Annotated in this window: 23 protein-coding genes; 17 read left to right on the top strand and 6 right to left on the bottom strand. The window is 61.6% G+C overall.

Annotated elements, in window-relative coordinates; translation table 11 throughout:
* The first annotated feature begins 285 nt into the window (after nucleotides 1–285).
* The 3 genes from gabD (at nucleotide 286) to L8I05_RS16110 (ending at nucleotide 4,528) form a co-directional block, all read left to right on the top strand.
* Entirely contained in the window at nucleotides 286–1,728 is a 1,443-nt protein-coding gene (gene gabD, locus L8I05_RS16100) for an NADP-dependent succinate-semialdehyde dehydrogenase (RefSeq protein WP_177017180.1), read from the top strand.
* A 180-nt stretch (nucleotides 1,729–1,908) separates the two neighbouring features.
* The gene (gene gabT / locus L8I05_RS16105; protein WP_106577350.1) at nucleotides 1,909–3,186 is read left to right on the top strand and encodes a 4-aminobutyrate--2-oxoglutarate transaminase; all 1,278 of its coding nucleotides are present in this window, start codon (nucleotides 1,909–1,911) and stop codon (nucleotides 3,184–3,186) included.
* A gap of 139 nt (nucleotides 3,187–3,325) precedes the next feature.
* On the top strand, nucleotides 3,326–4,528 hold the full coding sequence (locus L8I05_RS16110; RefSeq protein ID WP_242170170.1) for an HDOD domain-containing protein: 1,203 nt from the start codon (nucleotides 3,326–3,328) through the stop codon (nucleotides 4,526–4,528).
* 57 nt (nucleotides 4,529–4,585) lie between these two features.
* Here L8I05_RS16110 and L8I05_RS16115 read toward each other — a convergent pair whose 3' ends face one another.
* Together L8I05_RS16115 and desA are read right to left on the bottom strand one after the other, a co-directional pair.
* On the bottom strand, nucleotides 4,586–5,587 hold the full coding sequence (locus tag L8I05_RS16115; protein WP_242170172.1) for a sensor domain-containing diguanylate cyclase: 1,002 nt from the start codon (nucleotides 5,585–5,587) through the stop codon (nucleotides 4,586–4,588).
* Nucleotides 5,588–5,845: 258 nt separating this feature from the next.
* Complete coding sequence (desA, locus tag L8I05_RS16120; protein ID WP_159953612.1) at nucleotides 5,846–7,030, bottom strand: delta-9 fatty acid desaturase DesA; 1,185 nt, start codon at nucleotides 7,028–7,030, stop codon at nucleotides 5,846–5,848.
* Between the two features lie 166 nt (nucleotides 7,031–7,196).
* On the opposite strand from desA, the gene dibA reads away from it, so the two are divergent.
* The 6 genes from dibA (at nucleotide 7,197) to L8I05_RS16150 (ending at nucleotide 13,557) form a co-directional block, all read left to right on the top strand.
* The gene (gene dibA, locus L8I05_RS16125) at nucleotides 7,197–9,107 is read left to right on the top strand and encodes a phosphodiesterase DibA (protein WP_242170173.1); all 1,911 of its coding nucleotides are present in this window, start codon (nucleotides 7,197–7,199) and stop codon (nucleotides 9,105–9,107) included.
* A 303-nt stretch (nucleotides 9,108–9,410) separates the two neighbouring features.
* Complete coding sequence (gene oscA, locus L8I05_RS16130) at nucleotides 9,411–9,593, top strand: sulfur starvation response protein OscA (RefSeq protein WP_010565387.1); 183 nt, start codon at nucleotides 9,411–9,413, stop codon at nucleotides 9,591–9,593.
* 65 nt (nucleotides 9,594–9,658) lie between these two features.
* Nucleotides 9,659–10,669 (top strand): sulfate ABC transporter substrate-binding protein, encoded by a 1,011-nt coding sequence (locus tag L8I05_RS16135; protein WP_159953614.1) that lies wholly within the window; start codon nucleotides 9,659–9,661, stop codon nucleotides 10,667–10,669.
* Nucleotides 10,670–10,868: 199 nt separating this feature from the next.
* Entirely contained in the window at nucleotides 10,869–11,687 is an 819-nt protein-coding gene (cysT, locus tag L8I05_RS16140; RefSeq protein ID WP_242170175.1) for a sulfate ABC transporter permease subunit CysT, read from the top strand.
* A gap of 13 nt (nucleotides 11,688–11,700) precedes the next feature.
* A complete protein-coding gene (cysW, locus tag L8I05_RS16145; RefSeq protein WP_159953616.1) occupies nucleotides 11,701–12,573 on the top strand; it encodes a sulfate ABC transporter permease subunit CysW in 873 nt (290 codons plus the stop codon).
* 3 nt (nucleotides 12,574–12,576) lie between these two features.
* On the top strand, nucleotides 12,577–13,557 hold the full coding sequence (locus L8I05_RS16150) for a sulfate ABC transporter ATP-binding protein (RefSeq protein ID WP_028615256.1): 981 nt from the start codon (nucleotides 12,577–12,579) through the stop codon (nucleotides 13,555–13,557).
* Between the two features lie 53 nt (nucleotides 13,558–13,610).
* Here L8I05_RS16150 and L8I05_RS16155 read toward each other — a convergent pair whose 3' ends face one another.
* Nucleotides 13,611–14,177 carry an Mpo1-like protein gene (locus L8I05_RS16155; protein ID WP_242170177.1) on the bottom strand — a complete coding sequence of 189 codons (567 nt, stop codon included), beginning with the start codon at nucleotides 14,175–14,177 and terminating at the stop codon, nucleotides 13,611–13,613.
* A gap of 83 nt (nucleotides 14,178–14,260) precedes the next feature.
* Between L8I05_RS16155 and L8I05_RS16160 the strand changes: the two genes are divergently transcribed.
* Together L8I05_RS16160 and L8I05_RS16165 are read left to right on the top strand one after the other, a co-directional pair.
* The gene (locus L8I05_RS16160; protein WP_242170179.1) at nucleotides 14,261–14,947 is read left to right on the top strand and encodes a Crp/Fnr family transcriptional regulator; all 687 of its coding nucleotides are present in this window, start codon (nucleotides 14,261–14,263) and stop codon (nucleotides 14,945–14,947) included.
* Nucleotides 14,948–14,985: 38 nt separating this feature from the next.
* Nucleotides 14,986–15,351, top strand: a complete 366-nt coding sequence (locus tag L8I05_RS16165; protein WP_159953619.1) for a response regulator — start codon at nucleotides 14,986–14,988, stop codon at nucleotides 15,349–15,351.
* A gap of 135 nt (nucleotides 15,352–15,486) precedes the next feature.
* On the opposite strand, the gene L8I05_RS16170 is transcribed toward L8I05_RS16165, so the two are convergent.
* Entirely contained in the window at nucleotides 15,487–16,491 is a 1,005-nt protein-coding gene (locus L8I05_RS16170) for an AraC family transcriptional regulator (RefSeq protein ID WP_197626067.1), read from the bottom strand.
* 101 nt (nucleotides 16,492–16,592) lie between these two features.
* Between L8I05_RS16170 and L8I05_RS16175 the strand changes: the two genes are divergently transcribed.
* Nucleotides 16,593–17,687 (top strand): fatty acid desaturase, encoded by a 1,095-nt coding sequence (locus L8I05_RS16175; protein WP_242170181.1) that lies wholly within the window; start codon nucleotides 16,593–16,595, stop codon nucleotides 17,685–17,687.
* Here the strand turns inward: L8I05_RS16175 and L8I05_RS16180 are convergent.
* Both L8I05_RS16180 and L8I05_RS16185 read right to left on the bottom strand, forming a co-directional pair.
* Nucleotides 17,578–18,513, bottom strand: a complete 936-nt coding sequence (locus tag L8I05_RS16180) for a LysR family transcriptional regulator (RefSeq protein WP_242170184.1) — start codon at nucleotides 18,511–18,513, stop codon at nucleotides 17,578–17,580. The genes L8I05_RS16175 and L8I05_RS16180 overlap by 110 nt on opposite strands.
* A 97-nt stretch (nucleotides 18,514–18,610) precedes the next feature.
* Complete coding sequence (locus tag L8I05_RS16185; protein WP_242170187.1) at nucleotides 18,611–19,792, bottom strand: CynX/NimT family MFS transporter; 1,182 nt, start codon at nucleotides 19,790–19,792, stop codon at nucleotides 18,611–18,613.
* A 111-nt stretch (nucleotides 19,793–19,903) separates the two neighbouring features.
* On the opposite strand from L8I05_RS16185, the gene L8I05_RS16190 reads away from it, so the two are divergent.
* From L8I05_RS16190 to L8I05_RS16210, 5 genes are all read left to right on the top strand, one after another.
* Complete coding sequence (locus tag L8I05_RS16190; RefSeq protein ID WP_242170189.1) at nucleotides 19,904–20,755, top strand: LysR family transcriptional regulator; 852 nt, start codon at nucleotides 19,904–19,906, stop codon at nucleotides 20,753–20,755.
* Nucleotides 20,756–21,039: 284 nt separating this feature from the next.
* Nucleotides 21,040–21,861, top strand: a complete 822-nt coding sequence (locus tag L8I05_RS16195) for an energy transducer TonB (protein ID WP_242170191.1) — start codon at nucleotides 21,040–21,042, stop codon at nucleotides 21,859–21,861.
* A 51-nt stretch (nucleotides 21,862–21,912) separates the two neighbouring features.
* A complete protein-coding gene (locus tag L8I05_RS16200; protein WP_242170640.1) occupies nucleotides 21,913–22,635 on the top strand; it encodes a MotA/TolQ/ExbB proton channel family protein in 723 nt (240 codons plus the stop codon).
* 1 nt (nucleotide 22,636) lies between these two features.
* Nucleotides 22,637–23,038 (top strand): biopolymer transporter ExbD, encoded by a 402-nt coding sequence (locus tag L8I05_RS16205; protein WP_242170194.1) that lies wholly within the window; start codon nucleotides 22,637–22,639, stop codon nucleotides 23,036–23,038.
* 317 nt (nucleotides 23,039–23,355) lie between these two features.
* Nucleotides 23,356–23,937 (top strand): alpha/beta hydrolase, encoded by a 582-nt coding sequence (locus tag L8I05_RS16210; protein WP_185704535.1) that lies wholly within the window; start codon nucleotides 23,356–23,358, stop codon nucleotides 23,935–23,937.
* Nucleotides 23,938–23,941 lie beyond the last annotated feature (4 nt).

Consider the following 23,941-nt stretch of genomic DNA (forward strand, 5'->3'; position numbering starts at 1 on the left):
GCTCTGCGCCGGGTGCCGGTGGTCGAGGCGCTGGAACCCGGCTGTATCACGCTGATCAGAAAGATTAGGCAAATGCGCCGTTTTCGTTCTTTTTTTCGAACAGACTATTGCCCTGTACCCCCATTGATCCTAGGATTCGTTTGAGATTTCAAACGCTCTGTCTCCCGTGCGCTCTTTCACTGTTCCCGCGCGCTGGGGCTGATTTCCCTGACGGCAGCCCACAAGGCGCCTTTCAACAACTCTAATTCGCTCCGCGCGCGCGCGGTGCTGTTAAGGAAAGCCGACATGCAGCTCAAAGATACCCAGTTGTTCCGCCAACAAGCCTTTATCGATGGCGCTTGGGTGGATGCGGACAACGGTCAAACCATCAAGGTCAACAACCCGGCCACGGGCGAGATTCTCGGCACTGTGCCGAAGATGGGCGCTGCCGAAACCCGCCGCGCCATCGAAGCCGCCGACAAGGCGCTGCCGGCCTGGCGTGCGCTGACCGCCAAGGAGCGCGCGAACAAGCTGCGCCGTTGGTTCGAGCTGCTGATCGAAAACCAGGACGACCTCGGTCGCCTGATGACCCTGGAACAAGGCAAGCCGTTGGCCGAAGCCAAGGGCGAAATCGTCTACGCCGCCTCCTTTATCGAGTGGTTCGCCGAAGAAGCCAAGCGTATCTACGGTGACGTCATTCCCGGCCACCAGCCCGACAAGCGCCTGATCGTGATCAAGCAGCCGATCGGCGTAACCGCTGCAATCACGCCGTGGAACTTCCCGGCCGCGATGATCACCCGTAAAGCCGGCCCGGCCCTGGCCGCCGGTTGCACCATGGTGATCAAGCCGGCTTCGCAAACGCCGTTCTCGGCTCTGGCCCTGGTTGAGCTGGCGCACCGTGCCGGCATCCCTAAAGGCGTGCTGAGTGTGGTCACCGGCAGTGCCGGCGACATCGGCGGCGAGCTGACCAGCAACCCGATCGTGCGTAAATTGTCCTTCACCGGCTCCACCGAAATCGGTCGCCAGCTGATGGCCGAATGCGCCAAGGACATCAAGAAAGTTTCCCTGGAACTGGGCGGCAACGCGCCGTTTATCGTGTTCGACGATGCGGACCTGGATAAGGCTGTCGAAGGCGCGATCATTTCCAAATACCGCAACAACGGCCAGACCTGCGTCTGCGCCAACCGCCTGTACATTCAGGATTCGGTGTACGACGCGTTCGCCGAGAAACTCAAAGTGGCTGTGGCCAAACTCAAGATCGGCAACGGTCTGGAAGAAGGCACCACCACCGGCCCGCTGATCGACGAAAAAGCCGTGGCCAAGGTTCAGGAGCACATCGCTGATGCCCTGAGCAAAGGCGCCAAGCTGCTGGCCGGTGGCAAGGTGATGGAAGGCAACTTCTTCGAGCCGACCATTCTGGTTGACGTGCCGAAAGACGCCGCCGTTGCCAAGGAAGAAACCTTTGGCCCACTGGCGCCGCTGTTCCGCTTCAAAGACGAAGCCGAAGTGATCGCGATGTCCAACGACACCGAGTTCGGCCTGGCCTCCTACTTCTACGCCCGCGACCTGGGCCGTGTGTTCCGTGTGGCTGAAGCCCTGGAATACGGCATGGTCGGCGTCAACACCGGGTTGATCTCCAACGAAGTGGCGCCGTTCGGCGGCATCAAGGCCTCGGGCCTGGGCCGTGAAGGCTCCAAGTACGGGATCGAGGATTACCTGGAAATCAAATACCTCTGCCTGGGCATCTGACCGGTAAGAGATCGCAGCAAACGCAGAGGGCACGAGAGCGCTGACCCTTTGCGTGTTTCACACCGTTATTCGTAGTGGCCGGGAAAGCTGTGGCAGTCGATCATCGCATGCTGCCGTAGTTGCCCCCCCGCCACGTATTCCTTGGACCACGCCACCCGATGAGTGGCGAATGAGGACTTTATGAGCAAGACCAACGCATCCCTGATGAAACGCCGCGAAGCCGCTGTACCGCGTGGTGTTGGCCAGATTCACCCGATCTTCGCCGAATCCGCGAAGAACGCCACCGTGACCGACGTTGAAGGTCGCGAGTTCATCGACTTCGCCGGCGGTATCGCCGTGCTGAACACCGGCCACGTGCACCCGAAAATCATCGCTGCCGTGACTGAACAGCTGAACAAGCTGACCCACACCTGCTTCCAGGTTCTGGCCTACGAGCCTTACGTGGAACTGTGTGAAAAAATCAACGCCAAGGTGCCAGGCGATTTCGCCAAGAAAACCCTGCTGGTCACCACTGGTTCCGAAGCCGTAGAAAACGCCGTGAAGATCGCCCGCGCTGCCACTGGCCGTGCCGGTGTGATCGCCTTCACCGGCGCCTACCACGGCCGCACCATGATGACCCTGGGCCTGACCGGCAAAGTCGTGCCTTACTCGGCCGGCATGGGCCTGATGCCAGGCGGCGTGTTCCGTGCGCTGTTCCCGAACGAACTGCACGGTGTGAGCGACGACGATGCCATCGCCAGCATCGAACGCATCTTCAAAAACGATGCTGAGCCGCGTGATATCGCTGCGATCATCATCGAGCCGGTGCAGGGCGAAGGCGGTTTCTACGTCGCACCTAAATCCTTCATGAAGCGCCTGCGCGAACTGTGCGACAAGCACGGCATCCTGCTGATCGCCGACGAAGTGCAAACCGGTGCCGGCCGTACCGGCACCTTCTTCGCCATGGAACAGATGGGCGTTGCCGCCGACCTGACCACCTTCGCCAAATCCATCGCCGGCGGCTTCCCGTTGGCCGGTGTGTGCGGCAAGGCTGAATACATGGACGCCATCGCCCCAGGCGGCCTGGGCGGCACCTACGCCGGTAGCCCGATCGCGTGCGCCGCGGCCCTGGCGGTGATGGAAGTGTTCGAAGAAGAGCACCTGCTGGACCGCTGCAAGGCAGTCGGCGAGCGCCTGGTGACGGGCCTGAAAGCCATTCAAGCCAAGTACCCGGTGATCGGTGAAGTGCGTGCCCTGGGCGCGATGATCGCGGTGGAGCTGTTTGAAGGTGGCGACAGCCACAAGCCGAACGCCGCTGCCGTTGCCTCCGTGGTGGCCAAGGCGCGTGACAAGGGCCTGATCCTGCTGTCGTGCGGTACCTACGGCAATGTGTTGCGCGTGCTGGTCCCGCTGACCTCGCCGGACGAGCAGTTGGACAAAGGTTTGGCGATCATCGAAGAGTGCTTCTCCGAGCTGTAAGCGCGAGCTGACCTGATCGACAGAAAAAACCCGCTTCGGCGGGTTTTTTTGTGCCCGATGCAACACATTCAGGCCATGTTCATTGTACGCAGGGGGCTTGATTGTCTAAGGTTGCAGCATTGCCGATGGAGCGTGCTGGATGACTGCTGTTGATTTACCGGCTGTACCCCGAGTGCTGATTGCCGAGGCGGACCCTTGGTCGCGGGACTTACTCAAACAAGTGTTGTTGAATGTGCGCTGCGACGCACGGCTGGACGTGTGTGCAGATGGGCAGCAAGCGGCCACGCTGCTGCGAGATAAAACCTACGACCTGATCCTGGCGGATTGGGAGCTGCCGGGCGTTGATGGCCTGAGCTTGCTGCGCAGCGTGCGCCAGAAGCGCCGCTCATTGCCCTTCATCCTGCTGAGCAGTCGCAATGACAGCGCCAGCGTGCGTGAAGCCTTGCCCCTGGCGCCAACGGCGTACCTAACCAAACCGCTGAACATGGAAGGCCTCACGCAGCGTCTGCAAGACCTGCTGCTCAACGAAGGCGAAAGCGTGTATTGCGAGATCCCGCCGCTGGCGCCCGGCATGACCTTGCCAGTGTTCCTGGAGCGCCGCCGTGACGCCTGCGACGGCGCGCCGTTGCGGGTGGACGTCAAAGACGCCGTCCAGCACAGCCTCACACCCGATGGCCTGGACCTTAAACAGCTGGAAGACCGAGTGCACTCGGACCCGCAGATCACGGCCGTACTGATCGCCGCCGCCAACAGCGCCGGCCATCACGGCACGCCGGTACAAACGCTGTCGGAGGCGCTGCACAAACTGGCGGCCGGGCAAAGCATGAACCTGATCCTGGGCCTGGCGCTTAAGCACAACGTCGTGTTGGGCGACCCGGCGCTGCTGGCCTTTGCCGAGCGCCATTGGCAGTTGTCCCAGGACACCGCCGACTATGCCGGCCGCCTGGCGCGCATGCTGGAGCTGGACCACGAGCGCTGCTACAGCGCCGGCATCCTGCATCGGCTGGGCGATTTGGCGTTGTTGCGTTGCCTGGAAGACTGGCGCCAGGGTGGCGGGTCGTTGGACGACGAAGCGATTGGTGAGTCGCTGGACACGTTTGGTGCCGCTTATGGTTCGGCCTTGCGCGCGCGTTGGCGCTTGCCGTTGGAACTGCGCCAACTGATTGCGGCGATCTACTCGCTCGAAGGCGGGGTGTATTCGCGTGAATCGCTGGTGATGAACCTGGCGGCGCAAATGGCGCGGCTGACCGAGCACGAAGGGCTGGAAGCGCTGGCCGGCTGTAAGACGGCGCGCTTGCTGCGGGTCGGGTTGTCAGAGCTGACGCGGGTGCGCAAAGCCTAGCAGCCCCTTGTGGGCGCTGGCCTATGTGGGAGCTGGCTCCCACATTTTTGATTCGGGTTAACCCGCGATTACGCGGTTTTTTCCCTGGCGCTTGGCTTCATACATCGCCGCATCGGCCCGCGCAAACAGGCTGTCCAGGGTTGAATCTTCTTCACGCAAGCTGGCCAAGCCCTGGCTGACGGTCACGGTGAACTGCCGGCCTTCAAAGCTGAAGCTCAGCGCCTGAATCTCCTTGCCCAGCCGCTCGGCCACCTGCAACGCCATCTCCGGCGCACAACCGGGCAACACGGCGGCGAACTCTTCGCCGCCAATGCGCCCGAACAGGTCGCCACGGCGCAATACGCCGCGCCCGCTCTCTGCGATACGCCGCAACACCTGATCGCCCTCCAGGTGGCCGTAGCTGTCGTTGACGTCCTTGAAGTCATCGATGTCCAGCAACAGGAATGCCAATGGCGAGCCTTGGGCGCAGGCGCTGTCGAAGGCCTGGTTGGCGCATTCGAAAAAGTGCCGGCGGTTGCTGCTCTGCGTCAGTACATCGGTGGTGGCGAGGCGGTGCAGCTCCAGCTCCATCTGTTTCTTTTCGGTGATGTCTTCGGCCATGCCGACCACAATCACCGGCTTGCCGGGCTCGGCCTGTTGGTTGATGTAGCACTTGTCGCTCAGCCAGCGAATCTGCCCGTCAGCGGTAATGATGCGGTACTCGCGGTCCTCCACGGCGCCTTGTTCCAGCACGCGGGCGAGGCTGTGTTCGGCGTAGTCGAGGTCTTCGGGGTGGATGCTGTTGCGCCATTCGCGGTGGTCGGCAAGCAGCAAACCGGCTGAACGGCCAAAGATTCGCTCGTAGGCCGGGCTGACGTACAGCACGCGGCGCGTTTCCCAATCAATGGCCCACAACACAGCATTCACACTGACCAGCAGCGAGCTCAGCAACTGCTCGCGCTCGCTCAACCGTTCGACCTCTCCCTGGGCGTGCATCAGCGCCAACAGGGTTGCCGCCGCCGCCGGGCGAGGAGCCTCGGCCGTAGGAGCATCGAGTGAACAGGGGTTTTCGTGAACCATCGGTACAACTCTCTCTGGGCGCGTCGCAGGATGGAGCAGCGATCACTACAAGGGGTCACCATGATGGCGAAGTGTTCATTGAGAGAGGTGAATTGCGGTGAAGTTCCGTGAGCGGCTTGACTAAGAAATGGCGTCAGAAACCGGTTGTAGGCCGATTTTCGTGGAGAATGGGCTAGTTTTGCTGGGTGTTTTTACTGTGGCGAGCGGGCTTGTTGTGGCAAGCCCGCTCACCACAACAAGCGGGCTGTGAATGCCGGGTCAGACCGCTGCAGGGCGCAGCGAATAGGTCTTCAACTGGTGGGCAAAATCGCGCAGGGACTGGATGCCGCTGGCCTCGGCCTCGTGCACCCATTCCTTGATCGCGGCCAGCATGTCGTGGCCATTGGAGCTGGTCTTCAGCCAGATCTGCTGCAGCGCCAGGCGCTTCTCGTAGATCACGGTGAGCGCGTGGCTGTGCTCCAGCATGCTCTGGATACGCACATGGTGGCGGTCATCGAGCAAGCTGGTTTCACGCGACAGCAGGCGCTTGGCGCGGTGGAACTGGTGGCGCACCGAGTGATCGACCTTCTGCAGCTCCTGCTTGACCAGCGGGCCAATCACCAACTTGCGGTACTGGGCCATGATCTGGAAGCGGTTGTTGAGAATCGCCATCGCGGTGTCCATGTCCAGATGGCCTTTGCCTTCGACACGGTGAGCGATGGGCGCCACGCGCTGCACCTTGGCCAGGCGCAGGAAGCTGAACACTTTGATCCACGCCCAGCCCAGGTCGAACTCCCACTTTTTCACCGACAGCTTGGCCGAGTTGGGGTAGGTGTGGTGGTTGTTATGCAGCTCTTCGCCGCCGACGATGATGCCCCAGGGCACCAGGTTGGTCGCCGCGTCACGGCATTCGAAGTTGCGATAGCCCACGGCGTGGCCCAGGCCGTTGATCACGCCGGCCGCCCAGAAGGGAATCCACATCATCTGGATCGCCCAGATGGTGATGCCGATGGTGCCGAACAGCAGCAGGTCGATGACGCCCATGATCGCCACGCCCAACAGCGGGTAAGGCGTATAGATTTTGCGTTCGATCCAGTCATCCGGGCAGTTTTTGCCGTAGATACGCAGGGTCTCGGGGTTTTCGGCCTCGGCGCGGTACAGCTCGGCGCCTTTGCGCAACACGGTGGACAGGCCTTTGACGACCGGGCTGTGCGGGTCGTCGACGGTTTCGCATTTGGCGTGGTGTTTGCGATGGATAGCGGTCCACTCGCGGGTGTTCTGCGCCGTGGTCAGCCACAGCCAGAAGCGGAAGAAGTGTTTCAGGCCGGCATTGAGCTCCAGGGAGCGATGGGCTGAATAGCGGTGCAGATAGACGGTGACCCCAACGATGGTCACGTGGGTCATCAACAGAGTGACTGCCACCAGTTGCCAGGCTGACAGGTCAAGAAAACCGTTGTACCACATAGGCTGTATGGCCCTCAGATAAAGAAAAAACCAGCTCACGCATTATCACTAAGCCTACAGAGAAAACCAGCCGCCCTTTCAGATAGAAGTGACTGGATGTTTCTTATTCTATAATCCGCAGCCTTTGTAGGGCGATTTTGTTTTTTTGGTAAGGATTACTGACCATATGCTGTTTTCGTACCGAGGTGCCCTGCGCGTGGGGCTGGTCTACCTGCTGGTTTCCATTGTGTGGCTCCAGCTCAGTCACCACCTATTGATCAACTTTCTCGATGACCCGCAGGCAGTGGGGCGCTGGCTGCAGGTGAGCGGCTATGTGTGGGTGGCCCTCAGTGCGCTGGCGATTTACCTGCTGTGCGCGCGGTTTGCGCGTACCCACCAGTTGCAGCAACCGTTGAAAGAAAACCGCGAACGCCTGCGCCAGGCGGCCGCCGTGTTCGATTGCACCCGAGAAGGCGTGCTGGTCACTGACGCCCAGGGGCTGATCGTGCACGTCAACCGGGCGTTTATGGAGATCACTGGCTACAGCCGAGAGGACGTGATGGGTGAACGGCCGAGCCTGTTCAAGTCCGGGCGCCATTCGTCGAGTTTCTACCAGCAGGTGTTCCAGACCCTGGAGCGCACGGGCGAGTGGAGCGGCGAGATCTGGAACCGACGCAAAAGCGGTGAAATTTATCCACAGTGGCAAACCATTCGCGTGATCCACGACGACTCAGGCAAGGTCAGCCACTACGTCGCGGTGTTTTCCGACATCAGCGCTATCAAGGATTCCGAACACGAACTGGCCCACCTCGCTCACCACGACCCGCTGACCGACCTGCCCAACCGCCTGCTGTTCACCGACCGTGCCGAGCAGGCACTGGCCTCGGCGCAGGTGCATAAACGTGGCTGTGCCTTGCTGTTGCTGGACCTGGACCACTTCAAGATCATCAATGACAGCCTCGGCCATAACGTCGGCGACCAGTTGCTCAAGGCCGTGGGCGAGCGCCTCAAAGGCCTGTTCGGCCCTGGCCTGACGTTGGCGCGGCTGGGCGGCGACGAGTTCGCGGTGCTGGCCGAAAGTTGTCCACAGGTGGTGCAGGCCGCCGCCTTGGCCCAGCGCATGCTCGATGCAATGAAGCAGCCGTTTATCTTTGATGGCCACCAGCTGTTTATCAGCGCCAGCATCGGCATAAGCCTGTTCCCGAGCGATGCGTTGAGCGCCGAGCAACTGCTGCGCAATGCCGACTCCGCGCTGTTCAAGGCCAAGAGCGCCGGCCGCGAAAGCTACGCCTTGTACACCGAAGAGTTGACCGCCCACGCGCAGAACCGCGTGGAAATCGCCAGCGAGCTGCGCCGTGCCCTCGACCAACAGGAACTGCGCGTCTACTACCAGCCGGTGCATGACCTGCACGGCAGCCGCCTGATCGGCGTCGAAGCGCTGGTGCGCTGGCAGCATCCGGAGCGCGGCCTGGTGCCACCAGGGGATTTTATCCCCATCGCCGAACGCACCGGGCTGATAGCCGATATCGACGCCTGGGTGATGGATCAGGCCTGTCGCCAGATGTGCCAATGGCTGGCGGACGGCGCGCCGCTGAGCTTTGTTGCGGTGAATGTCTCCAGCCGGCTGTTTGCCCGGCGCGAGCTGTACGAGCAAGTTGCCCAGGTGCTGCACGCCACCGGTCTCGATCCGGCGTTCCTTGAGTTGGAAGTCACCGAAAGCGCGGTGATGGATGACCCCGAAGTCGCCCTCGAGCAACTGCACCGCCTGCGTGAGCTGGGCTTGCGGCTGGCCATCGACGATTTTGGCACCGGCTATTCGTCGTTGCTGCGCCTCAAGCGCCTGCCGGTGCAGAAACTCAAGATCGACCAGGGCTTTGTCGCCGGGTTGCCGTGGGATGAGGATGACGCGGCGATTGTGCGCGTGGTGATCGCCCTGGCAAAAAGCATGGGCATGCAGGTGCACGCCGAAGGCATCGAGCAAGTGGAACAGGCGCGGTTCCTGTTGGAGCAGGAATGCGATCTGGGGCAGGGGTATTGGTTTGGCAGGCCGATGCCGGCACAGGAGATTGATTGGTACCGGGCACCTGCTATCCGCTAGGCACAACTCGGTCAATGTGGGAGCCGGGCTTGCCCGCGATGAGGGACTTTCAGGCGAAATGTTCTGTGCCTGACACACCGCTATCGCGGGCAAGCCCGGCTCCCACAGGGTTACGCAGCGCCTGGTTAACGGTATTTTCGGTGCTAAAACCCTTGCAACCCCACGTCCTGCCAGAAAATTCTTTCTGGTTATATAAACATTCTTAAATAGTATTTTTAAGAATATCCGCGCTTATCTACTATCGCCCTCACGCCGCAAGCAGTGCCGCCACTGCCAGGCACTATTCATTTCAGGAGCGAGACCATGAGCGCATCTCTACGTAGCGTCGACGGCCAGGACGAAGCAGCCATTTTGCGTGAGATCCAGAGCGCCCTGCGCGACCTGCGGTTTGGCGCGGTGGAAATCACTGTGCACAACGCCCAAGTGGTACAGATCGAACGCAAGGAAAAATTCCGTTTGCAGAACCCGGGCAACAAACCGGCTTAAGCACCACCGGCGATAGACCCGCAACTATAAGAAAAGCCAACACCCAAGAATTTCAGGAGCCTTCTATGTCGTCGATTCGCCGTTACGCCCTGGCCGCATTGGCCAGCGCTGTGTTTGCCGGTTCCGCTGTTGCCAAGGACTACGAGTTGCTTAACGTCTCGTATGACCCGACCCGTGAGCTGTACCAGGACTACAACGCTGAGTTCACCAACTTCTGGAAACAGTCCCACCCCGGCGACAACGTCAAGATCCAGCAATCCCACGGTGGCTCGGGCAAGCAAGGCCGAGCGGTGATCGACGGCCTGCGCGCCGACGTGGTGACCCTGGCCCTGGCCGGTGACATCGACGAAATCGCCAAATTGGGCAAGACCCTGCCGGAGAACTGGCAAACCCGCCTGCCGGACGCCAGCACCCCGTACACCTCGACTATCGTGTTCCTGGTGCGCAAGGGCAACCCTAAAGGCATCAAGGATTGGGGCGACCTGATCAAGAAAGACGTGTCCGTGATCACCCCGAACCCGAAAACCTCCGGCGGTGCCCGCTGGAACTTCCTCGCCGCCTGGGCCTACGGCCTGAAAGCCGGTGGCAGCGAAGCCAAGGCCCAGGAATACGTGAAAGAGCTGTTCAAGCACGTGCCGATCCTCGACACCGGTGCTCGCGGTTCGACCATCACCTTCGTCAACAACGGTCAGGGTGACGTGTTGCTGGCCTGGGAAAACGAAGCCTTCCTGGCCCTGAAGGAAGACGGCGGCGCCGACAAGTTCGACATCGTTGTGCCTTCGCTGTCGATTCTCGCCGAGCCGCCAGTGGCCGTGGTCGACAAGAACGCCGAGAAAAAGGGCAACACCGAAATCGCTACCGAATACCTCAAGCACCTGTACAGCCCGGCTGGCCAAGAGATTGCGGCGAAGAACTTCTACCGCCCACGCGATGAGAAAGTCGCCGCCAAATACGCCCAGCAGTTCCCGAAACTGGATCTGGTGACTATCGACAAAGACTTCGGCGGCTGGAAAACTGCCCAACCGAAATTCTTCAACGACGGCGGCGTGTTCGACCAGATCTATTCGGCGCAGTAAACCAAAGTACCTGTAGGAGCGTGATTTTCTGTAGGCGCTGGGCTCATGTGGGAGCTGGCTTGCCTGCGATAGCATCACCACAGTGTGCCTGACACACCGTGGTGCCTGCATCGCGGGCAAGCCCGGCTCCCACAGAAGAGCCAGGTCCCGCAGAGAGTGCGCTCCTACAGTGGTTTCTACCTTTTAACCAAGGACTCTTATGTCGCGTCGTATTTCCCCCGTCATACCCGGCTTCGGGCTGACGCTGGGCTACACCGTGGTGTACCTCAGCCTGATCGTACTCATCCCGCTCGCGGCGATGTTCGTACACGCCGCTCAACTCACTTGGGATCAGTTCTGGGCCATTATTTCCGCACCGCGCGTGCTGGCGGCATTGAAACTGAGCTTCAGCACCGCGCTCTACGCCGCGCTGATCAATGGCGTGATCGGCACACTGCTGGCCTGGGTGCTGGTGCGCTACACCTTCCCCGGTCGCAAGATCATCGATGCGATGATCGACCTGCCATTCGCCCTGCCCACCGCCGTCGCCGGTATCGCGCTGACCGCGCTGTACACGCCCACCGGGCTGGTCGGCCAGTTCGCCGCCGACTTGGGCTTCAAGATCGCCTACACCCCGCTGGGCATCACCCTGGCGCTGACCTTCGTAACGCTGCCGTTCGTGGTGCGTACGGTGCAGCCGGTACTCGCCGACATCCCGCGGGAAATCGAAGAAGCCGCCGCCTGCCTGGGCGCCAAGCCCTTGCAGGTGTTCCGCTACATCCTCGTGCCCGCGTTGCTGCCCGCCTGGTTGACCGGCTTCGCGCTGGCCTTCGCGCGTGGCGTGGGTGAGTACGGTTCGGTGATCTTCATCGCCGGCAACATGCCGATGAAAACCGAAATTCTGCCGTTGCTGATCATGGTCAAACTCGACCAATACGACTACACCGGCGCCACCGCCATTGGCGTGATGATGCTGGTGGTTTCCTTTGTCCTGCTGCTGCTGATCAACTTGCTGCAGCGGCGCATCGAACACCCATAAGGAGGCGCGGAACATGTCCCAATCGTCTATTTCCGCCGCGTCTTCGGCCAACGCTGCCCGTCGTGGCAGCGCGGTGTCGCGGCGCATCCTGATCAGCCTGGGTTGGCTGGTGTTCTTCCTGTTCCTGCTGCTGCCGTTGTTTATCGTGGTGTCCCAGGGTTTGAAGAATGGCCTCGGCGCGTTTTTCACCGCCATCCTGGAACCCGACGCACTGTCGGCGCTGAAACTCACGGTGATCGCCGTGGTGATTTCGGTGCCGCTCAACCTGGTGTTCGGCGTCAGCGCCGCCTGGTGCGTGAGCAAGTACTCGTTCCGTGGCAAGAGCATCCTGGTCACGCTGATCGACCTGCCGTTCTCGGTGTCGCCGGTGATCGCCGGTCTGGTCTACGTGTTGATGTTCGGCGCCCAGGGCTTCTTCGGCCCGTGGCTGCAAGACCACGACATACAGATCGTGTTCGCCTTGCCTGGCATCGTGCTGGCGACCATCTTCGTGACGGTACCGTTTGTGGCGCGTGAACTGATCCCGCTGATGCAGGAGCAGGGCACCCAGGAAGAAGAGGCCGCGCGCCTGCTCGGCGCCAATGGCTGGCAGATGTTCTGGCACGTGACCGTGCCGAACATCAAATGGGGCCTGATCTACGGCGTAGTGCTCTGTACGGCACGGGCGATGGGCGAGTTCGGCGCGGTGTCGGTGGTGTCCGGCCACATTCGCGGCGTGACCAACACCCTGCCGCTGCATGTCGAGATTCTCTACAACGAATACAACCATGTTGCCGCGTTTGCCGTCGCGAGCCTGTTGCTGATCCTGGCGCTCTTCATCCTGCTGCTCAAGCAGTGGAGCGAGAACCGTATCAACCGCCTGCGCAAAAGCGCCGGTGAGGAATAAGTCATGTCGATCGAAGTCCGTAATGTCAGCAAGAATTTCAACGCCTTCAAGGCCCTGAACAGCATCAATCTGGACATCCAGAGTGGCGAGCTGGTGGCGTTGCTGGGCCCTTCCGGCTGCGGCAAGACCACCTTGCTGCGCATCATTGCCGGCCTGGAAACCCCAGATGACGGCAGCATCGTGTTCCACGGTGAAGACGTCTCGGGCCACGACGTGCGTGATCGCAACGTTGGCTTTGTGTTCCAGCACTACGCGCTGTTCCGCCACATGACCGTGTTCGACAACGTCGCCTTCGGCCTGCGCATGAAGCCGAAAAACCAGCGCCCGAATGAAAGCCAGATCGCGGTAAAAGTCCACGAACTGCTGAACATGGTGCAGCTCGATTGGCTGTCGGATCGCTACCCGGAACAGCTCTCCGGCGGCCAGCGCCAGCGTATCGCCCTGGCCCGTGCCCTGGCGGTAGAACCCAAAGTGCTGCTGCTGGACGAGCCCTTCGGCGCCCTCGACGCCAAAGTACGTAAAGAACTGCGCCGCTGGCTGGCGCGCCTGCACGAAGACATCAACCTGACCTCGGTGTTCGTGACCCACGACCAGGAAGAGGCCATGGAAGTCGCCGACCGCATTGTGGTGATGAACAAGGGCGTGATCGAGCAGATCGGCTCACCGGGTGACGTCTACGAAAACCCGGCCAGCGATTTTGTCTATCACTTCCTGGGTGATTCCAACCGCCTGCATTTGGGCGAGGACAAACACGTGCTGTTCCGCCCGCACGAAGTGTCGCTGTCGCGGCATGAGCTGGAAGATCACCATGCGGCTGAAGTACGTGATATTCGGCCGCTCGGTGCAACGACTCGGGTGACCTTGAAGGTCGAAGGCCAAAGCGAGCTGATCGAGGCTGAAGTGGTAAAAGACCACGACAGCCTGACCGGTTTGGCCCGTGGCGAGACCCTGTTCTTCAAACCCAAGGTCTGGCAAAAAGCCTGATCCTCAGATCGTTCCCACGCTCTGCGTGGGAACGCCTCTTGTGACGCTCTGCGTCACGCTTTGGGACGCGGAGCGTCCTGGGCTGCATTCCCACGCAGAGCGTGGGAACGATCATCACGTCGCGCAACTGGCCCCGAGCGCTGCTCGATCTGGCTTTTCAGACCACCCCGCAACCCCACCAGAAACGCCAACTCCGCCACCACAAACAACGGCCCCACGATCAGCCCCGACACATCGTCCACAAACGCCGGCTTCCTGCCTTCGTAATAGTGGCCGACAAACTGAATCACCCAGCCCACCACAAACATCCCGATCCCGCTGCTCAGCCACACCAACGTGCTCTGTGCCGCCAACACATGCCCGGCCCACACCGACAAGCCCATCAACAGCGTCATCAGCACGCCCAGCGCCCATTCCAGGCGCAGGTAAAACCATGCCGAAAACAGCGCGAGCAGCACCGCTGGAGATATCCACAGGCTGCCGACGGCCCATTCGGGGCGTGACAGCAGCACCGCCACGGCGACGACAATCAGCGGGATGCCGATAAAGTGGCTGGCGATATTGCGCGGGTCGCGGTGGTAGGCGGCGTATTGACTGAGGTGGTCGACGAGGCTTTTCATTGTTGTTCCTCCTGTAGGATGTTTGATCATGCCCTGTCGGCCTGCCACTGACTGTCAGCTGGGCGACAATCTTCGGAGTGCTCATGGACCCACAGAAATGGCACGCGCAGCTGGCCACCGGTCAGTGGTTCAGCCACTTGCCTGCTGCTTTTCAGCATAGCCTGCTGGCCCACGCCCGGCCGCGCCGGCTGGCGGCGGGGCAGTATCTGTTCAAGCGCGGCGACCCGCCGTGTGGCCTGTATGCCGTACTCGACGGCACCTTGCGCATCAGCGCGGTGAACGAGCACGGCAAGGAAGCGCTGTTGAGCCTGGTGGAGCTGCCGTACTGGTTTGGCGAAATCTGCCTGTTCGACGGCCTGCCGCGCACCCACGACGCCTGCGCCGTCGGGCCGTGCACGCTGTTGCAGGTGCCGCAGCACGCGCTGCTGAAAGTCCTCGACGAGTCGCCCCAGTACTGGCGCGACCTGGCGCTGCTGATGAGCCAGAAACTGCGCCTGAGCTTTATCAACATCGAACAGTTGAGCCTGATGCCGGCTTCGGTTCGCCTGGCTCATCGTTTGTTGATGATTGTGGAAGGTTATGGCGATACCGAGCGCTCAAAAAGTGTGCTGCAACTGCCCCAGGAAGACCTGGCGGCGATGTTGAGCCTGTCACGCCAAACCACCAACGCGTTGCTCAAGGACTTGCAGGCCCAAGGCATCGTGCGCCTGGGCTATGGCGAGATCGAAATCCTTGATGCGCCGCGACTGCGTGAGGCGGCGCACACCTGAGGGTGTTAGCCTGCAAGCCTGATCAATCGAGGTGCGTTATGCGTGTGCTGTTAGTGGAACATGAAGCCGAAGAGGCACGGCGGATGGCCCAGGGTTTGAACGAGGCCGGTTACAGCGTCGAAGTCGCGGCCAATGGCATGGCGGCGTTGCGCCTGGTTGAGAGCACTGAATACGAGCTGGTTATCCTGGATGTGATGCTGCCGGGCTTGAATGCCTGGAAGTTGCAGCAGGCGATTCGGCTCAAGGGTGAGACGCCGATGTTGTTCCTGACCACGCCGGGCGGGATTGAAGACCGGTTGCGGGGATTGGAATTGCATGAGGATGATTATTTGCTCAAGCCGTTTGATGCCAAAGCACTGGTGGCGCGGGTAAGGAAATTATTGCGCCGGGATCGTGGGCGCTGACTGATCCAGTTTATGGGTTGCCGGGGCTATCGCCATCGCAGGCAAGCCAGCTCCCACAGGTTGATGTGTGAACACCGTCAAATGCGGGAGCCGGGCTTGCCCGCGATGAGGCCCTCAAACTCACCCCACATCTACCTACCGCAACCCATCCCGAAACTGCCCCGGCGTCAGCCCCGTCCAGCGCTTGAACGCCCGGTTAAAACTGCTGGTATCGGCAAACCCGAGCAAATGGCTGATCTCGGCCAATGAACACTGCGGGTCGCGCAGGTGCAGCAGTGCCAGGTTCTCCCGGCACTCATTGAGCAGCGCATCAAACCGACAGCCTTCATCCGCCAAATGCCGCTGCAAGCTGCGCAAACTCAAGTGCAGCGCCTGGGCAACCCGCTCGGCGCTGGGCTCACCTTCGGGCAACTGCGCCTCGATAACCGCGCGCACCTTGCGCTCCCAGGTCAGCGGTTGCAGCTGGGCGAGGGTGCGTTTGAGTACGGTTTCATTGTGTTCGGCCAACTCAGGGTTGGCGTCGTCCAAGTGGCTGTCGAAATCCCGCGCGGCAAACTCCAGGCGGTCCTCTTCGGCGCCAAAGAATACCGGCGCGCGAAATACCGTGTGCCAGGGCTTGGGATCAGCCGGTTCCGGCCGCCGCAGGTACACCGCCAGCGGCGCGTATTCACGGCCCAGACGATTACGGCAGGTGCGCACATAGATCGCCGCAAACGCATCAATCGCTTCCAGCGCCGGCGCCGGGCTGCCGGGCGGTTGCAGCAGACGAAAGCGATAGCGTTCGCCCTCTCGGCTAAGCTCCAGTGTCAGGGCATCGCTGACCACTTGGTGGTAACGCACGATCCGCTCGAACACCTCACGCAGACTGCCGCTGGCCACCAGCGCATACCCCAGCGCATGAAAGGTGGTGGGGCTGACAAACCGCGACACCCGCAGGCCAATGGCCGGGTCGCCGCTGGCCTGCACTGCCAGCGCCCACAAGCGTGTGGTGGCCGACAACGGGTAGCGCGCATTCGGGTCGTCCATCTGCTGCGGGTCAAGCCCGGCCTGGGCGCACAGTGCGGCGCTGTCGAGGTTCAGGGCATCGAGCTGTTTACGCAGGGCGCGGGTCCAGCTGGCGAGGGAAGTGGCTTCGGTCATGACGATTGGCGCTTGCGGTCAACAAGTTGGCGTCCGGGGCTAGCGTCCTGCCAGATCGCTTGGGGCAGGATGGACGCATCAGTAAACAAGAGGATGGGAGCATGGACGGTACTTCTGCAAGTCCCCAACAGATGAACGCGCAACAGCGTTCAGCACATATCCGTGAAGTGGTGCTCGCCGAAGGCCTCAGGTTGCGCCAGCAGCACCCCTGGCTGCGGCACCAGGACGCGCTGGGCGCGGGCATTCTGGCGTTTGCCTTGCTCGGCATGCTCGGCTCTGCGGCGCTGTACATGACCGGGCATATGGCCTGGTGGGTGTGCCTGCTGCTCAACGCCTTCTTCGCCTCGCTGACCCATGAGCTGGAACACGACCTGATCCACAGCATGTACTTTCGCAAGCAGCGCGTTGCGCACAACCTGATGATGGGCCTGGTGTGGCTGGCGCGGCCGAGCACCATCAACCCGTGGATACGCCGCCACCTGCACCTCAATCACCACAAGGTGTCAGGCACCGAGACTGACATGGAAGAGCGCGCCATCACCAATGGCGAGCCGTGGGGCATTGCGCGGTTGCTGATGGTGGGTGACAACGTCATGTCGGCCTTTATCCGCATGCTGCGCGCCAGGACCTGGCAGCACAAACTCAAGATTCTCAAGCGCTCCCTGCTGGTTTACGCACCGCTGGCACTACTGCATTGGGGCGCGTGGTATGTGTTCCTCGGCTTCCATGCCGCCAATGGCATTGCCAGCCTGACGGGCACGCCGATCGAGTGGTCAGCCGGCACATTGCAGATGATGCACGTGATCGACATCGCCGCCGTAGTGATCATCGGCCCCAACGTGTTGCGCACTTTTTGCCTGCACTTTGTCAGCTCCAACATGCACTACTACGGCGATGTGGAGCTGGGCAATGTGATCCAGCAAACCCAAGTGCTCAACCCGTGGTGGATGTGGCCGCTGCAGGCGTTCTGCTTCAACTTCGGCAGCACCCATGGCATCCACCATTTTGTGGTGAAAGAGCCGTTTTACATCCGCCAGATGACGGCCAGGGTGGCGCACAGCGTAATGCGCGAGATGGGCGTTCGCTTCAATGATTTCGGCACGTTTGCCCGCGCCAATCGGCTTGGTTTTCCACCGCAAGAAGGGTTTCGATCAGCGCCTTCGCCGCAGGCGACAAACGCACCCCAGCGCGGCTGATCACCCCACAACGGTTGTTCAAATTGTCCAGGGCGTGCGGTAGGTTGCGCCAGTGCAGCACCTGCAAGTCGCCACCGGCGAACGCGTCGACGAAGGCCTCTTCAGCGCCCAGGCCTATGGCGTCGGACTGACGCACGATGCGGGTCAGCGCGGCGAACTGCTCAAGTTCGATGGCGGGACTGAAGTCGATGCGTCCGCTCAGGTTGGCCAGCAGTTTGCGAATGCCGGGTGCGATCAGCGGCGTGGCCAGCGGGTAGTCGAACAGGTCGTTGGTGGACAGGCTGTCCTTGGCCAGCAGTGGGTGCCCGTTACGGCAGAAAAACACGCTGCGCCGAGGCCTCAGGGCTTGGACCTGGAAGTTTGGGTCGGCTTCGAAATGGCGCACATCGGCGATAAAAAATTCGATTTCGTCGCGGCTCAGGCTGCGCCTGAGGTGTTCCCAGTTAGCGACCTGCAAAACACTGCGTACCTTGGGGCAGACGCCGATAAAGCGTGCCAGTGCCTCGGGCACCAAGGTGACAGCCGCCACCGCATCGCTGCCAAACCGCACTTCGCCAGCATCGAGCTTGGTCATGCGCGTAACTTCATGGCTAAGCAATGCCGCGCCTTGCACCAGGCTCAGCGCGTGTTGCAGTACCACCTGGCCTTCCGGGGTGGGGCGCAGTTCTTTATGGGCGCGGTCCACCAGCACACAGCCGAATTCCTGTTCCAGGCCCTGGATGCTGCGGCTGAAGGCGGGTTGGGTGATGCCCATGGCGTCGGCGGCGCGCACGAAACTGCGGTGCTCGTTAAGCGCTATGAAGTAGCGCAGTTGGCGAAGGTCCATGGCGTGCCCGGCGTCCTATGAAAGAACGCCGATTTTAAGGCGGCTGCTTATTCCGTCAATGAAGCATTATTCCTTCAACTAGATCTTAAATGCATATCTATAGAGCGGGCACCGCGCGATAGGTGGCCGGGCTGAACACCCGCGTCACCACCAGCATCGCCACCGCCGTCACTGTCAGCACCACCCAGGCACTGACAAAGTGGCCGGTGAGTTCACGCAGCCAGCCGGTCAGCCATGGCGAAACCGCGTTGATCAAAAAGCCCACGCCCTGCACGAAGGCCGCCAGTTGCCCGGCTTGGCGTGGGTCGCGGTGGTGGTCGAGGGTCAGCAACAGGCTCAGGGCAAAACAGGCGCCCAGGCCGAAGCCGCACAACGCTACCCACAGGTGCGGATAGTCCAGCGGCGCGATGATCAGGCCGAGGTAGCCGATGGTTTGCGCCAGCAGGCTGATGCCAAGCAGCGGGCGTCGGTCGATACCGCGTTGCGCCAGCACCGGCATCAACAGCGCGGCGATGACTTGGAAGATGGTCATGAACGCCAGTAGCGAACCACTCGGCAGCACGCCCCAGCCCAGTTGCTGGTAGTACGCAGGCAGCCACGCCACCAGGCTCATGTAGCCGCAATTCACCAAGCCAAAATACAGCGCCAACAGCCAGGCGCGCCGATTGCGCAGGCCTTTGAACGTCGGCATCGCGCGGGCGCTTCGGGCCGCACCGAGGGGTAAAAAAGCCCACAGCAGCAACGCGGCCAGCGCCGGCAACAGCCATACGCCGAGCCCCGCCTGCCATTGCTGGAAATACGTGGCCACCAGCGGGCTGAGCAGCGCGGCCAAGCCACCACCGGCCATTAACGAAGCCGAGTACACACCCATCGCCACCGGCACGCGTTGATGAAACTCACGCTTGATCATCGCCGGCACCAGCGCCTGGATCAGTGCCACACCGGCACCGCCGAGCAACGCCGTGACCAGCAGCGCCGACGCCTGGCCCATCAGCCAGCGCGCCAGGCACGCCAGCAGAATCATCATCAAGCCCAACGCAATGCCGCGCCGTTCGCCCAGGCGTGCTTCCACGCGCACGCCGATCAGCGCCACCAGGCCCATGCACACCACGGGCAGGCTGGTGAGCAGGGCGCTGCTCTGGAAGCTCAGCCCGGTGGCCTGGCGAATCTCGCCGAGCAACGGGCTGATAGAGCTGAGGATGGGACGTAGGTTGAGGCCCAGGACGACCAGCAGGCCCCAGCCCGCGAGTTTGCTCAGGAATGACGGGTTAAGCGGCATGCATGACCTGCGGGTGCGCAAAAAAGAGGCAGGAAGTATGGCCATACGGCGGGGTATTCTGAAATTAAATATAACCATGCCAGTCAGTGGCAAATGGAATGGTGACGCGCCATGTTCGACCCCGTGTTGTTACGCAGTTTTGTTGCCGTGGTGGACTGCGGCAATTTCACCCGCGCTGCCGAGCGCCTGCACCTGACTCAATCCACCGTGAGCCAGCAGATCCGCCGTCTGGAAGAGGCGGTAGCGTGCCAGTTGCTGGACCGCGAGCAGCGTCGCGTGGTGGCCACCGCCGAGGGCGAGCGCTTGCTGGCCTACGCTCGACGTATCCTCGCGCTGCATGAAGAGGCCGCCGACGTATTGATCAACCAGCAAAGCGACGGCGTACTGCGCCTGGGTGTGCCGGAAGACTTTGCCGCCGAACGCCTGATGCCATTGCTGTCGGCGTTCGTGGCGGCCTTTCCGCGCTTGCGCCTGGAAGTCACCAGCGGCCTTGGGCCGCAGTTGCAGCGCCAGTACCGAGCGGGCGAGTTCGATGTGCTGCTGGTCAAGCAAATGGGTGACAGCGACGACTGCGTGGCGTCGTGGCCGGAACCCTTGTGCTGGGTGGACAGCCGCAGTACGCCGTCATTGGGGCGCGAGCCGCTGCCCTTGGTGGCGTTTCCGGTGGGCGGGTTGTACCGCAATGAAATGCTGCACCACTTGGAAGTGGGCGGCTGGCATTGGCGCATCGGCTATTCCAGCGCCAGTCTGGCCAGTGTGTGTTCGGCAGTGGCGGCGGGGTTGGGCATCAGTTTGCTGCCACGACGGGTGGTGCAGGCCGGGCATGTGGTACTCGGTGAAGACAGCGGGTTGCCCAGGGTGCAAGGCGTGCGGCTGGCGTTGTATGGGCGCAGCGGGTTGGGTGCCGCCGGGCAGACGTTGCAACGCCAATTGCTTGATTTATGCGCCAACAGCCCAGGGTGAAACGGTCGACAAGCGCCGTTTTTGTGGCGAGGGGCTGGCCACAATCCATGCCTTTTCTGAATATTTTTTATGCCTGGAAAGCATCGAAAAACAGTGCCTTCGCCACAGGCCACGCAGGACGTGGTTTTGGCGCTTCAGGATGTTTCTCATATTCAAATTTGATCTATGTATAACTTCAAAGATTACTTTATGAGATAAGCGTCTGGACTCGATGATTCAGCCCTCGACGGCCGCTTTGGCAGGCCTGTCGGTTTTTTTGTTTCAAAACCGTAGGGAGTGAATCAATGGGCAATGTCCAGACCGCCGCCAGTGCACCCGAGGCGCAGTGGCGCCAGGCACCGAGTGGTGAGTTGGTCGACCTTGGCCGGCCGCACCGCGCACCGTTGGGGCAGTTGCGCTTGCAGCAAACCCCGAAGCGCTTCTCGAGTCGCCGCGAAGGCCTTCTGCTGGGCTTGCTGGTGTTGGCGCTGCACGCTGCGGTGATCTATTGGGTGAGCCAGAAGCCGACGCCGGTGCTGCCGATTGTGCCGCCGGAAATCCCGCCGATGACCATCGAATTTTCCCAGCCGGCGCCGCCGGTGGTTGAACCGCCACCGCCTGTGCCGCCACCACCGCCGCCGCCTGTGGTTGAGCCACCGCCGCCGGTGGTGGATGAGTTGGCCGCCAAGCCGGCGCCGCCGAAACCGATTCCAAAGCCTAAACCCAAGCCAGTTCCGAAGCCCGAGCCCAAACCCGTACCGAAACCGGTCGAGCAGCCGCCCGCGCCACCGAAGCCTGCGCCACCTGCTCCGCCCGCGCCGGCCGCACCGCCGTCGCCGGCACCGGTTACACCCGCTTCGGCGAACGCCGCGTACCTGAAGAACCCGGCGCCGGAGTACCCGTCACTGGCCCAGCGCCGGGGTTGGGAAGGCACGGTGTTGCTCAGGGTGCATGTGTTGGCCAGCGGCAAACCGGGTGAGATCCAGATCCAGAAAAGCAGCGGGCGCCAGCAACTCGATGACGCCGCACTGGCCGCCGTGAAGCGTTGGAGCTTCGTGCCGGCCAAGCAGGGCGATGTGGCCCAGAACGGCTGGGTCAGCGTACCGATCGATTTCAAGATTCACTAACTATTGCGCTGCGGTGTGTTGCACACGCCGCGACCTGTACAGAGGGAAAACATCATGGCATTAGCATCTCCACTTGAATCCATCGAAAGCGCGGTGATCTGGCTGCTGGTGGTCTTTTCGGTCGCGACCTGGGGCTTCGCCTTGCTCAAGGGCCTGCAGTTCGGTCGCCTCAAGGCCCAGGATCGCAAATTCCACAAACAGTTCTGGGCGGCGTCGAGTCTCGACTCAGCCGCCGAACTGGCCGAAACCCAACCCGGTGCTGCCGCCCGTGTGGCCCAGGCCGGTTATGCCGCAATCCAGGTCGGTGATGCGCCGCATGCAGCGGACTTAAGCCAGGCGATCAACCATCAGGACCGCCTTGAGCGCGCCCTGCGCCAGCAGATCGTGCGGGAACGACGCTCGTTGGAAACCGGCTTGGCCGTGGTCGCCAGTATCGGCAGCACCTCGCCGTTTATCGGCCTGTTCGGCACCGTGTGGGGGATCATGGAAGCGCTGAAGGGGATCAGCGCCGCCGGTTCCGCCAGCCTGGAAACCGTGGCCGGCCCGATTGGTGCGGCGCTGGTGGCCACGGGCGTCGGTATCGCCGTCGCGGTGCCGGCGGTGCTGGTCTACAACTACTTCCTGCGCCGCCTGAAGCTGACGGCTGCCGACCTGGATGACTTTGCCCACGACTTCTACAGCCTGGCGCAGAAGAATTCCTTCCGGGTGCTGCTGCACCCTGCGCTGACCAAAAGCGCGGCCGGCAACCCGCAAAAAGTGAAGGAGGCGTCCTGAGATGGCCTTCTCCACGCAAGACAGTGATGAGGTGCTGAGCGAGATCAACGTCACGCCGTTGGTGGACGTGATGCTGGTGCTGCTGGTGGTGTTTATCGTCACCGCGCCGCTGCTGACCAATTCGATCCCGATCAACCTGCCCAAGACCCAGGCCGTGGCCCCGGTGGAGCAGAAAGACCCGCTGGTGGTAAGCATCGACGGCGCCGGCAAACTGTTTATCAACAAGGACGAAATCCAGCCGGACTTGCTGGAATTCAACCTGCAGTCGGCCAAGGCCAAGGACCCCGATGTGCGGGTGCAACTGCAGGCTGACGATGGAGTTAATTATGGCGAAGTGGCGCGAGCCATGGCGTCTATCGAGCGCGCGGGCATCAACAAGTTGTCGGTGATTACCGCACGTTAGTTTCAAATGCCTCGACAATTTTTTGGCCGTCTCCTTGGCAGGGTGCGGCCTTTTTTTTTTGCGTGAAATTTGCCCAACGCCTCAAGTTCAACTGTGTAACCCGGTCACTGTGGGAGCTGGCTTGCCTGCGATAGCGATCTCTCAGCTACAGCTGTATTGGCTGACATACCGCTATCGCAGGCAAGCCAGCTCCCACAGTTTGGTTGTTTTTGGGTTTGAGTTTTTGGTTATTAATAAATAGCTTCTTATTCCTTAACGAATATAACCCCCGTCCCTATACTGGTCAGCAACGTTAAACGCTGCAGGAGGGCACACCCATGCACAGCGAGTCGATTCGTTATCTGATCGTGCCGGGCTGGCAAGGATCGCCAGAAGATCATTGGCAAAGTCATTGGCAGAACAGCCTGCCCAACAGCGCGCGCGTGGAGCAGGCCGACTGGCTGACGCCACGTCGCGAAGACTGGGTGGCCGCACTGGCCGAGGCCATCGCCGCCGACAGCACGCCTGTCATTCTCATCGCCCATAGCCTGGGCTGCATTACCGTCGCCCATTGGGCGGCCACCGCGCCTGTGCAATTTTTGCGTCAGGTACGTGGCGCCTTGCTGGTGGCCCCGGCGGATGTCGAACGCCCGGCCTGTTCACCGGCGTTGCGCAACTTCGCGCCGATCCCGACCGACCTGCTGCCGTTTCCCAGCCAAGTGGTCAGTTCCGACAACGACAGCGCCGTCAGCGCCCCTCGGGCGCTGGAGCTGGCGCGCAATTGGGGCGCCGAAGCCGGCATCCTGTCGGGCGCCGGCCACATCAATGTGAAGTCCGGCCACCAGCGTTGGGAGCAGGGATTCGCCTACCTCTATCGCCTGCAAAACCGCCTTGAGCACCACGCCCGGCGCAGCGCCTAAATTC

It is taken from the genome of Pseudomonas sp. MONT-RG-20F-20-E-7-02 (assembly GCF_022662395.1).
GTDB lineage: Bacteria > Pseudomonadota > Gammaproteobacteria > Pseudomonadales > Pseudomonadaceae > Aquipseudomonas.

Coding starts and splice junctions, on each gene's coding strand:
- gabD (WP_177017180.1), top strand. CDS start 286: ATGCAGCTCAAAGATACCCAGTTGTTCCGCCAACAAGCCTTTATCGAT.
- gabT (WP_106577350.1), top strand. CDS start 1,909: ATGAGCAAGACCAACGCATCCCTGATGAAACGCCGCGAAGCCGCTGTA.
- L8I05_RS16110 (WP_242170170.1), top strand. CDS start 3,326: ATGACTGCTGTTGATTTACCGGCTGTACCCCGAGTGCTGATTGCCGAG.
- L8I05_RS16115 (WP_242170172.1), bottom strand. CDS start 5,587: ATGGTTCACGAAAACCCCTGTTCACTCGATGCTCCTACGGCCGAGGCT.
- desA (WP_159953612.1), bottom strand. CDS start 7,030: ATGTGGTACAACGGTTTTCTTGACCTGTCAGCCTGGCAACTGGTGGCA.
- dibA (WP_242170173.1), top strand. CDS start 7,197: ATGCTGTTTTCGTACCGAGGTGCCCTGCGCGTGGGGCTGGTCTACCTG.
- oscA (WP_010565387.1), top strand. CDS start 9,411: ATGAGCGCATCTCTACGTAGCGTCGACGGCCAGGACGAAGCAGCCATT.
- L8I05_RS16135 (WP_159953614.1), top strand. CDS start 9,659: ATGTCGTCGATTCGCCGTTACGCCCTGGCCGCATTGGCCAGCGCTGTG.
- cysT (WP_242170175.1), top strand. CDS start 10,869: ATGTCGCGTCGTATTTCCCCCGTCATACCCGGCTTCGGGCTGACGCTG.
- cysW (WP_159953616.1), top strand. CDS start 11,701: ATGTCCCAATCGTCTATTTCCGCCGCGTCTTCGGCCAACGCTGCCCGT.
- L8I05_RS16150 (WP_028615256.1), top strand. CDS start 12,577: ATGTCGATCGAAGTCCGTAATGTCAGCAAGAATTTCAACGCCTTCAAG.
- L8I05_RS16155 (WP_242170177.1), bottom strand. CDS start 14,177: ATGAAAAGCCTCGTCGACCACCTCAGTCAATACGCCGCCTACCACCGC.
- L8I05_RS16160 (WP_242170179.1), top strand. CDS start 14,261: ATGGACCCACAGAAATGGCACGCGCAGCTGGCCACCGGTCAGTGGTTC.
- L8I05_RS16165 (WP_159953619.1), top strand. CDS start 14,986: ATGCGTGTGCTGTTAGTGGAACATGAAGCCGAAGAGGCACGGCGGATG.
- L8I05_RS16170 (WP_197626067.1), bottom strand. CDS start 16,491: ATGACCGAAGCCACTTCCCTCGCCAGCTGGACCCGCGCCCTGCGTAAA.
- L8I05_RS16175 (WP_242170181.1), top strand. CDS start 16,593: ATGGACGGTACTTCTGCAAGTCCCCAACAGATGAACGCGCAACAGCGT.
- L8I05_RS16180 (WP_242170184.1), bottom strand. CDS start 18,513: ATGGACCTTCGCCAACTGCGCTACTTCATAGCGCTTAACGAGCACCGC.
- L8I05_RS16185 (WP_242170187.1), bottom strand. CDS start 19,792: ATGCCGCTTAACCCGTCATTCCTGAGCAAACTCGCGGGCTGGGGCCTG.
- L8I05_RS16190 (WP_242170189.1), top strand. CDS start 19,904: ATGTTCGACCCCGTGTTGTTACGCAGTTTTGTTGCCGTGGTGGACTGC.
- L8I05_RS16195 (WP_242170191.1), top strand. CDS start 21,040: ATGGGCAATGTCCAGACCGCCGCCAGTGCACCCGAGGCGCAGTGGCGC.
- L8I05_RS16205 (WP_242170194.1), top strand. CDS start 22,637: ATGGCCTTCTCCACGCAAGACAGTGATGAGGTGCTGAGCGAGATCAAC.
- L8I05_RS16210 (WP_185704535.1), top strand. CDS start 23,356: ATGCACAGCGAGTCGATTCGTTATCTGATCGTGCCGGGCTGGCAAGGA.